Source organism: Mesorhizobium sp. M7A.F.Ca.US.005.03.2.1 (assembly GCF_003997795.1).
Lineage (GTDB): Bacteria > Pseudomonadota > Alphaproteobacteria > Rhizobiales > Rhizobiaceae > Mesorhizobium > Mesorhizobium ciceri.
The window spans coordinates 1-8,607 of the sequence record NZ_RZRP01000195.1 but is presented as its reverse complement, the minus strand read 5'-3'; the positions used below and the strand labels follow the sequence as shown (position 1 = coordinate 8,607).

Here is an 8,607-nt window from a genome sequence, read left to right as displayed (position 1 = left end):
GTCTATGTCACCAAGGGCGAGAGCAAGCAGCGGATATCGGACGCCATTCTCAATTCCGGCATTCGCGCCGAAAAAGCCGATTGGGACGAGTACCGGTATTATCCCACGCAGTTCTTCGAGCCGTATCTGACCCGCCGCCGCGCCAACGGTTTCGGCCTCTATGGCGCGCTCGGCATCGGTCGCCGCGAGGTCGACAAGATGCGCGCCCAGCACGACCGCAACTTCGTCTTCTTCGACGCGCCGGTCGGCATGATCTTCACCATCGATCGCCGCCTCAACCAGGGCTCATGGATCGACTACGGCATGTTCCTGCAGAACATCATGGTGGCGGCGCGGGGCAGGGGTTTGCATACCTGCCCGCAAGCGGCGTTCGCGCCCTATCACCGGCAGATCAGGCCGGTGCTCGACATTCCGGACGAGGAGATCGTCGTCTGCGGCATGGCGCTTGGTTATGAAGATACGTCAAAACCTGAAAACGCCTTCCGCACCGACCGCGTGCCGCTGCAAGAGTGGGTGACGTTCAGCGAATAAGCCAGCCAGCCTCATTCCGTGTTCATCTGTGCGCCGTGGCCGCTGACATGGGCGCCGTCCTGGGGCGTCAGCTTGAGATAGGCGAGCAGCGCGCAGAGCGTGATGACGCCCTCGATCACGAACAGGATGCGGAAATCGTCGGCGACGGCGGGGCCGCCGCCCGCCAGAAACGACAATGCCGCGGCGGCCAGGCCGACGCTGATCGCCACCGCCAGCTGCCATAATATGTAATAGAGCGCGCTGAAACGGGCGAGCTGCTCGGGCGCGATGTCGGAATAGGCGAGGTTGCCGGTCGAGGCCCATTGCGCGGAGCGGAAGACGCCGAAGACGAAGATGTAAGTGAGCACGATCCACACCGGCGTCGTCGCCTGCATCAGCGCGAAGCCGGCAACCAGGGCGGCGACGATGGGCGTGTTGTAGACCAGCACGCGGCGAAAGCCGAAACGGTTGAGGACACGCGGCATGAAGAACCGCATGGCCACCGAGCCGACCGCGGCGACGAAGGTCAGCGATCCCGCCTGCACCGCGCTCATCCCGAAGCCGAGCTGGAACATCAGCGGCAGCAGGAAGACGACCGAGCTAAGGCCGATCGTGTCCAGCCCGCCGCCGGTGAGGAACGAAATGCGGAAGGTACGGATGCGCAACAGCTTGAGATCGAGCAGCGGATTGCGCACGCGCAGGCAGTAGACCGAGGCGATGGTCAGGATGACGAGCGCCAGCGCCAGTTCGCCGGCGATGATGCCGCCCGCGGCGTCCTTGGCGGCAAGCGAATCCATGCCGAAGACCAGCAGGACCATGCCGCTGCCGACCAGCACGAAGCCCGGAAAATCGAACGGCGTGCGCACGGGCTTGGTCATCGTCGGAAACAGCGAGGCGGCAAGAATTGCCGCCGCCAGCGCGAACGGCACGTTGATGAAGAAGATCCAGCGCCAGGAAATGAAGGTGGTCAGCGCACCGCCGACGAGCGGACCGACCAGCGGGCCGGACTGGCCGGCCAGCGAGATGTACATGTTGATCTTGAGCGTTCGGCTGCGCGGAAAAGTCGACAGGATGACGACCTGGCCGAGTGTGCCCATCAAGGCGCCGCCGAAGCCTTGCAACGCACGCGCACCAACCAGCGTCCAGATGTTGTCGGACAGCCCGCAAAGCGCCGACGAGGCGGCGAACACCAGCAAGGCAAAGCAGTAGACGTTGCGCAGGCCGAAGCGGTCGGCGGCCCAGCCGCCAAGCGGCATCGAGATGATCAGGCTGGCGACATAGACGGTGATCAGCAGGCCGAGCTGGCTGGGCGGACGGCCGAGGCTTTCGCTGATGCCCGGCAGCGCGGTCACCACGACATTCTGGTCGAGGCTGGTCATGAACACGCCGCAGGCGACCGTCAGCGGCAGCAGGAGCAAGGCTCTGGCCGGCACATCGGCGCGATCCGTGGCGCCGGCGGATAGTTCTGCGGTCATGGAGATGTTCGAACCAAACGAATGTGCCGACTCTTGAACAAGGGATTTCATATCCCTGGGCCGGTTGGGCGGCCGCGTTTTCGCACCATGGGCGCCTGCGGCCTGATTCTCTAGCGGCAGAAACGGCTGGCGTTGATGCCAGAAGCAGGAGCGATGCGACCGTTCGGCGCCGCCTATTGCACCTCGTAGCCGACTTCCTCGCTGGCGTGGCAGAGCGCCTTCCAGAACGAGCGTGCAAACGAGCGGAAGACATAGATGTCGAACTGGTCGGCGCCGGTGCGCTGGATCTGGGCGAAGACGTCGTGATGAGCGGTCGAGCGGCCGGCGCCATTGGGAAAGGCCGGCAGCGAAAAGTCGATGGCGAAGAATTTCGCCAGCACCCATTCGGCCTTCGGCCCGGCAATGCGGATGGCGGTGCGGCCGTGCGAGAGATCGGTCACCGTGCCGATGGCCGAGGTCACCACCTTGGCAAAGGCAGCGGCCAGCCCTTCGGCCTCGTCGGCAACGGTGAACTTCCCCGGCGCGAAGCCGAACACTGACTTGACCCCGTCGCTCACTCCGCCGCCGGCGCCATCGGGAAGCGCCAGCCCGGTGACGGTGCGGATGGCTGCGATCAGCCTCTTCTCCTCGCCGGGCCAGGCGGCGAGCTGCACGATCGACCCCGGTCTCGCCTCGGTCAGGATGATCTCGACGCCATGCTCGAAATTGCCGTGCGAGCCGACGTGAAATTCCGGCTCAAGCGGGGATTGGTGCTCAACCATGCATGCGGCTCCCGTCCGGATCGAAGAAGTGATTGGAGACGATCTCGACCGGTCCGAACCGGTTGCGCAAGGGATCGGAGACGTGGGCGCGCGTGCCGTGCCGTGCCTTGCCGCCCTCGACCAGCGCCAGCGCGATATGTCTGCCGAGCGCCGGCGAATAGCAGCAGGCGGTGATATGGCCGATGGAGTCGTGCGGATTGGCTTCGTCAACCTCCTCGACGATGTGGGCGCCACCGTTGAGCGGCCGGTTATCGAGGGCGATCAGGCCGACCAGTTCGAGGCGGTCCGATGCGATCAAGCCTTCGCGGTCCATCATCGCCGAGCCGATGAACGGCTTCTTCTTCGACAGCATCCAGTCGAGATGCAGGTCGCGCGCCGTGGTGCGGCCGTCGATCTCGGCGCCGGTGACATGGCCCTTTTCGATGCGCATGGTGCCCAATGCCTCAAGACCGTAGGTGACCAGCCCGAACGGCTTGCCGGCTTCGACAAGCGCTTTCCAGACATGGGTGCCATGGCCGGCGCCGGAATAGACCTCGAAGGCCATTTCACCGGAGAAGGACAGCCGGCAGATCATCACCGGCACGCCTGATATTTCGCCGCGCACGATGCCCATGAAGGGCAAGGTGGCGTTGTCGACCGACGTGCCGGTGACACAGGCGGCGAGGATCTGCCTGGCCTTCGGGCCGCCGATCGCGGCACCTGCCCATTCGTCTGTCACCGAGGTGACGTGGACTTTCAGCTCCGGCCAGATCACGTCGAGGAAATATTCCAGATGCTGCATCACCTTGCCGGCGTTGGCCGTGGTGGTGGTCATCAGAAAATCCTGCTCGCCGAGCCGCCAGGTGGTGCCATCGTCGAAGGCGAGGCCGTCCTCGCGCAGCATCAGCCCGTAGCGGGCCTTGCCGACGGCCAGCGTCGAAAACATGTTGGTGTAGACGCGGTCGAGGAATGCGGCGGCATCAGGGCCTTGCACCGCGATCTTACCCAGTGTCGAGACATCGACGATGCCGGCGCTTTCGCGCGTCGCCTTGGCTTCGCGCACATAGGCCTGCTCGACCGTTTCGCCTGAAAGCCCATAGATCATCGGCCGGTACCAGAGGCCGGCGGAATACATCGTCGCGCCATTGGCCAGATGCCAGTCATGCATCGGCGTCAATCGTTCTGGCTTCAGGTCGCCAAAACGCTCGGCAGCCAGCGAGCCGATCGACACCGGAGCAAAGGGCGGCCGGAAGCGTGTCGTGCCGACCTCGGGGATCGGCTTGCCCAGCGCCTCGGCCATGATGGCAAGGCCAGGCACGTTGGAGCTCTTGCCCTGGTCGGTCGCCATGCCGAGCGTGGTGTAGCGCTTGAGATGCTCGACCGAGACAAAGCCTTCCCGGTGAGCCAGCCGCACATCCTCGGCCGTGACGTCGTGCTGGAAATCGACAAAGCTCTTGCCCTTGGCCCTGATCTCGAACACCGGGGCGGGGTCGGGATCGCCAGGCACTGCTTCGACGGTCGGCAGCATGGACGGTGTGCTCTGCCCGCCTGCGGCGGCGAGGCCGGCGGCGCGGCCTTCGGCGATGGCTTCGGCCGTCGAGAAGCTTCCGGTGAAGGCGCCTGCGCCGATCCAGCTCTGTGTCGGCTTTGGCGGCAGGAAAGCTTGCCGCGCGGCGTTCCATTCCGCCTTGGCGCCGGCCTGGCTGGCCAGATGGATGGTCGGCGACCAGCCGCCGGACATCAGCAGGCAATCGGCATGGATACTGCGTGCATCACCGATGAGTGCCCCATTGGCCATGTCGAAGCGCTGCAGCTTGAGGCCGGACAGCGCCTTGCCGCCTTCGGTGGCGACGACGGCATGGCCGGCAAAGATCTCTGCCTCGGCTTCCGCGGCCAACTTGCGCATCTCCGGCGAAAGTTCCGGCCTGACATCGGCGATGGCGACGACCGCAGCACCGGCCTTCTTCAAGGCGACAGCCGCCCGATAGGCGCTGTCATTGTTGGTGAACAACGCGATCCGCTCGCCCGGCAGCACGCCGAATTCGTTGGCATAGCGTTCGGCTGCATGCGCCAGCATCACGCCTGGCCGGTCATTGCCGGGGAAGATGAGCGGCCGCTCGAACGCACCAGTGGCCAGGACCACGGATTTGGCGCGGATCGCCCAATAGCGATGGCGCGGCTCGCCCTTGCCGGGGTGCTCCTTGTGGTCGCTGACCCGTTCGAGCGCCGCAAGCGTGTTGTTGTCGTAGTAACCCCACACCGTGGTGCGCGGCAGAAGCCGGACATTGTCGCGGCCTGCGAGCTGGGCGACGGTGCGCCGCGCCCAATCGGCGGCAGGCGCGCCATCGATCGTTTCCTCGGACCAGTTGGCCGAACCGCCGAAATGCGGCTCGAGATCGGCCAGCATGACGCGCGCACCCTGATCGGCGGCGGCCTTGGTGGCCATCAGGCCGGCAGGGCCGGAGCCGACGACCAGCACGTCGCAAAAGGCGTTCATGCGTTCGTAGCGGGCCGGGTCTTTCGCCGATCCGGCACTGCCGAGACCGGCTGCGCGGCGGATGAAGTGTTCGCAGAACATCCAGAAACGCGTGCCCTTGAGCGGGCCGAACACCGGTCCCATGAAGGTCTTGTAGTAGAACCCGGCCGACAGGATCTTGCCGCCGAGCTGGTTGACGGCGTTGATGTCCCAGGCAAGCGAGGGAAAGCGGTTCTGGCTGATGGCAACCAGCCCGTCATGGATCTCGACCATGGTCGCTGGAATGTTGGGCTCGCGAACCTCGCCCTTCAGCACCGTCACCAGCGCGTTGGGTTCCTCGACGCCTGCGGTGAGCAGGCCGCGTGGGCGGTGGTATTTGAACGAACGCCCGTACAACGTGACGCCCTTGGCCAGCAGGGCTGACGCCAGCGTGTCGCCGGCATGGCCAGTGTAGGCCGTGCCATCGAAGGTGAAGCGGATGGTTTTCAGCCGGTCGATGCGGCCGCCGGTGTCGGCACGGCGCGGGCTCATGCCTTGTCCTCCGCCTTGCGGCGCGCGGCCGGCCCATGATCGCCGCGCGCAAAGGCAACGCTGGAAATCTCATGCGTCAGCGTGTTGCGCACGACCTTGAGATGCGCGCGGCAGCCGCCGGAATGTTGCCAGACCTCATTGTGGTCGCCGGCCGGATTCAGCCGGTCATAGACATAGGCGTTCCACGCCTCGAAATTCTGCGAGGCGGGGTCGGGACGCTCACGATTGCCGTCACCCTGATAGGTGAACTCGATGACGTCGCGCGGGCCGCAATAGGGGCAAGTGATCAACATTGGACTCTACCTATTGCCTAATGCAGCCGCGGGTTTGCACCCTGGCCCTTGTCGTCGATTACCAGCCCGCGGTGGAAGCGGTCGAGCGTGAAGGGCGCGTTGAGGTCGTGCGGCTGGTCCTTGGCGATGGTCCAGGCGAAGCACCAGCCGGAAGCCGGCGTCGCCTTGAAGCCGCCATAGCACCAGCCGCAGTTGAGATACATGCCGGGCAGGGGGCCGGCGGTGATGATCGGCGAGCCGTCCATCGACATATCGCAAACACCGCCCCAGGAGCGCAGCATGCGCACGCGCGCGAGGCCCGGAAACAACGCCAGCATTTCACTCATCACCTCGTCGACGACAGGCAGATTGCCGCGCTGGGCGTAGCTGTTGTAGCCGTCGATGTCGCCGCCATAGATGAGGCCGCCCTTGTCCGACTGCGACATGTAGAAATGGCCCATGCCGAAGGTGACGACCGTGTCGATGAAGGGCTTCAGCGATTCCGTGACGAAGGCCTGCAGCACATGGCTCTCGATCGGCATCGTCTCGATGCCGGCCATCTGCATGACGCGTCCGGTGCTGCCGGCGACCGCCACGGCCACCTTCCTGGCGCGGATGTCGCCGCGCGAAGTGGTGACGCCTGATATGCGGTCGCCGTCGCGCAGGAAGCCGGTGACCTCGCAATTTTCGATGATGTCGACGCCGCGCCTGTCGGCGCCGCGCGCATAGCCCCAGGCCACCGCATCGTGGCGGGCGGTGCCGGCGCGGCGTTGCATCAGGCCGCCGACCACCGGGAAACGCGCGTTGTCGGAGATATCGAGCGCCGGAATCAGGCGTTTGATCTCAGCCTTCGTCATCAGTTCGGCATCCACGCCGAGATGGCGCATGGCGTTGCCGCGCCTTGCATAGTCGTCGAATTGGGCCGGCGTGTGCGCCAGGTTCAGGCAGCCGCGCTGCGAGAACATGACATTGTAGTTGAGCTCGTGCGACAGGTTCTCCCACAGCTTCATCGAGTGTTCGTAGAAGCGGGTGTTGGCAGGCAGCAGATAATTCGAGCGCACGGCCGTGGTGTTGCGGCCGACATTGCCGGAACCGAGCCAGCCCTTTTCCACAACGGCGACATTGGTGATGCCGTGTTCCTTGGCAAGATAATAGGCGGTCGCCAGCCCATGACCGCCGCCACCGATGATGATGACGTCATAGGACGCCTTCGGGTCAGGCTTGCGCCATGCCGGCTTCCAATCCTTGTTTCCCTTGAGCGCGTTCGCGAGCAGCGAAAAGGCCGAGTACTCTGCCATTGATGTCATCCGGTTCGGGCGATGCGGCAGACTATAGAGCAGGCCGCATCCGCAAAGCCAATATTGCGCCATCGCCTTTCGACTGGCCGACGCCCGGGATGGGATCACTCGGCGTGAGTGATCGGTTGGGCTCGCGATACGACGGCTTGCCCCATGATAGGGCCGTGTTTATCAAGGACAGGCTTTCAAATTGCCTTTGCCGCCGATGAGTCGCCAACAAATCATGCTTTTCCGATTGCTTCGTCTCATCCTGGTACTCACGCTGGTCGTTTCGGCGCCGCTTTCGTTTAAGGCGATGGCGCAAGCGCTCGGCCAGGGCTCGGCCGGTTTGGTCGCCGATCAGCAAAAGGTCATCCAGGATCTAACGGCCAAGACGGACGATCTCGAGAAGAAGATACAGCAGGACGGTGAGGACGATGCCTCACTCGTGGAGATCCGTCTGCAGCTGGAGGATCTGTCGCGGGCGGCACTCACCAGTGCGCTGGTATTCCGCTCGCGGCTCACCGAGATCAACAATCGCATCGAGGTGCTGGGTCCTCCACCGGCGGCGGGCCAGCCGCAGGAGCCCGACATCGTGACGGGCGAGCGTCAGGCGCTTGCATCGGAAAAGGCCGAGATCAACGCGGTCGTTGCCAGCGCACAGAACCTGTCGATCCGCATCAGCGGGCTGATCGACAAGATCGGCAATATGCGCAGCGAGCTGTTCCGCAATCTTTTGACCAAGCGCTACGTGCTGTCGGATGCGCTGAGCCCGCAGGTGTTTTCCGACGCCCGCGACGAGTTCGGCAATCTCTACAAGGCGGTGTCGTCCTGGTTGAGCTTTGCCTTCAAGTTCAAGTTCCAGGCGATCCTGGCGGCAACCTTCGTGGCGCTCGGGCTGGCGCTGGTGCTGCTGGTTGGCGGCCGGCGCCTGTTCGGACGCATATTCGAAGCCGACCCTGCCAACGAGAACCCGTCCTATCTCAGCCGCCTGTCGGTGGCCTTCTGGTCGACCTTGCTGCCGTCGCTGGCGGTCAGCGTGTTCCTGGCCTCCACGGTATTCTTTTTCAACTACTACAATTTGTTGCGCGGCGACATCGGCGTCTTCCTGAATACGCTGGCAGCCGTCATCGCCGGGGTGTTCTGTGTCAACCGGCTGACCAATGCGGCGCTCGAGCCGCGGCTGCCGAACTGGCGGCTCATTCCCGTCGAAACCGGACCGGCGCGCTGGCTTGTGCGGCTGACGACTGCCATGGCCGTGGTCCTCGGCGTCAACTATTTCCTGTCGATCGTCAACGACACGATGGGCTCGCCGCTGTCGCTGAC

General features: G+C 64.5%; 6 protein-coding genes and 1 pseudogene. 2 read left to right on the top strand and 5 right to left on the bottom strand.

Going from position 1 to position 8,607, the window contains the following annotated elements; all coding sequences use genetic code 11:
* A partial coding sequence (locus tag EN991_RS13405) for a nitroreductase (protein ID WP_127368931.1) occupies positions 1-531 on the top strand: 531 nt, incomplete at its 5' end.
* 11 nt (positions 532-542) lie between these two features.
* Here EN991_RS13405 and EN991_RS13400 read toward each other — a convergent pair.
* The 5 genes from EN991_RS13400 to EN991_RS13380 form a co-directional block, all read right to left on the bottom strand.
* The gene (locus EN991_RS13400; RefSeq protein WP_127368930.1) at positions 543-1,985 is read right to left on the bottom strand and encodes an MFS transporter; all 1,443 of its coding nucleotides are present in this window, start codon (positions 1,983-1,985) and stop codon (positions 543-545) included.
* 173 nt (positions 1,986-2,158) lie between these two features.
* Entirely contained in the window at positions 2,159-2,746 is a 588-nt protein-coding gene (locus EN991_RS13395; protein ID WP_127368929.1) for a sarcosine oxidase subunit gamma, read from the bottom strand.
* Entirely contained in the window at positions 2,739-5,732 is a 2,994-nt protein-coding gene (locus EN991_RS13390; RefSeq protein ID WP_127368928.1) for a sarcosine oxidase subunit alpha, read from the bottom strand. The genes EN991_RS13395 and EN991_RS13390 overlap by 8 nt, the downstream gene beginning before the upstream one ends.
* Entirely contained in the window at positions 5,729-6,025 is a 297-nt protein-coding gene (locus tag EN991_RS13385) for a sarcosine oxidase subunit delta (RefSeq protein ID WP_127368927.1), read from the bottom strand. The genes EN991_RS13390 and EN991_RS13385 overlap by 4 nt, the downstream gene beginning before the upstream one ends.
* A gap of 17 nt (positions 6,026-6,042) precedes the next feature.
* Positions 6,043-7,302 (bottom strand): sarcosine oxidase subunit beta, encoded by a 1,260-nt coding sequence (locus EN991_RS13380; protein ID WP_127368926.1) that lies wholly within the window; start codon positions 7,300-7,302, stop codon positions 6,043-6,045.
* Between the two features lie 223 nt (positions 7,303-7,525).
* On the opposite strand from EN991_RS13380, the pseudogene EN991_RS13375 reads away from it, so the two are divergent.
* Positions 7,526-8,607: pseudogene (locus tag EN991_RS13375) on the top strand (mechanosensitive ion channel family protein); the annotation flags it as partial.

Coding starts and splice junctions, on each gene's coding strand:
- EN991_RS13390 (WP_127368928.1), bottom strand. CDS start 5,732: ATGAGCCCGCGCCGTGCCGACACCGGCGGCCGCATCGACCGGCTGAAA.
- EN991_RS13400 (WP_127368930.1), bottom strand. CDS start 1,985: ATGACCGCAGAACTATCCGCCGGCGCCACGGATCGCGCCGATGTGCCG.
- EN991_RS13380 (WP_127368926.1), bottom strand. CDS start 7,302: ATGGCAGAGTACTCGGCCTTTTCGCTGCTCGCGAACGCGCTCAAGGGA.
- EN991_RS13385 (WP_127368927.1), bottom strand. CDS start 6,025: ATGTTGATCACTTGCCCCTATTGCGGCCCGCGCGACGTCATCGAGTTC.
- EN991_RS13395 (WP_127368929.1), bottom strand. CDS start 2,746: ATGGTTGAGCACCAATCCCCGCTTGAGCCGGAATTTCACGTCGGCTCG.